This window comes from Klebsiella sp. K-3 (assembly GCF_051207495.1).
Lineage (GTDB): Bacteria > Pseudomonadota > Gammaproteobacteria > Enterobacterales > Enterobacteriaceae > Klebsiella > Klebsiella aerogenes.
Genome location: NZ_JBPNXF010000036.1, coordinates 1 through 701, shown reverse-complemented (window position 1 = coordinate 701; position 701 = coordinate 1). Strand labels below are relative to the sequence as shown.

The window sequence follows — 701 nt, the reverse complement described above, 5'->3', positions numbered from 1 at the left end:
AATCGCCACTTCGTGGTACCTTCGACTTATCCCGGCAGGCTTCGGGTCGGGCCGAGGCAGCGTATATGGACGCTCCCGGAATGCAATGCTTTCTTCAGTTCAGTAATAAAACGGGTAGGTGCAGCCATATATCCGGTTTCTGATGGGATTTCTTTATCCCGAACCATGATGAAATCCGCCAGGCAGGTACCAATCATCCTGTGCGAGCTGACTTGCCCTTGCTACCTCTCGGTGTATCCTGCCTGCGGTCTTACCTGTTTTGCCATCTTCTGAAGTCACCTGCACCTACCAGGACGTTAACTCTTTTTCAGCACCTCGTCAGATTGACTGACCTTGTGTCAGGCGAGCTGACGAGGCTGATATTCAGTATTGTGTGTCAACATTGACCACATGATCCTCGCAGTTTTTGCCGCCATGGCGACAACAGCTACATTGTAGTGCTTCCGCTCAAGTAGTCCCTGAAGCCAGGCATTCTTCTCAACCGCGCCGTTCCGGTTGACCCAGGCGGTAAGTGCGCGTGCGCCGTGAACCAGCAGGTATCGGAAATATCCATCTCCACGTTTACTGATCCCTCCCAGTTGCTGTTTCCCGCCGCTGGAATGTTCCTTTGGTGTCAGCCCCAGCCATGAAGCGAACTGCTTTGCAGTGCTGAATTGTCGGGCATTACCCACTGCTGCTACCACATAAGTAGCCGTTAACAT

General features: G+C 52.6%; 1 protein-coding gene. It reads right to left on the bottom strand.

What is annotated here, in order from left to right; all coding sequences use genetic code 11:
- Nucleotides 1-338: 338 nt before the first annotated feature.
- Nucleotides 339-701: transposase (locus ACSEMK_RS24030; RefSeq protein ID WP_430915553.1), on the bottom strand; the 363-nt coding region annotated here is incomplete at its 5' end.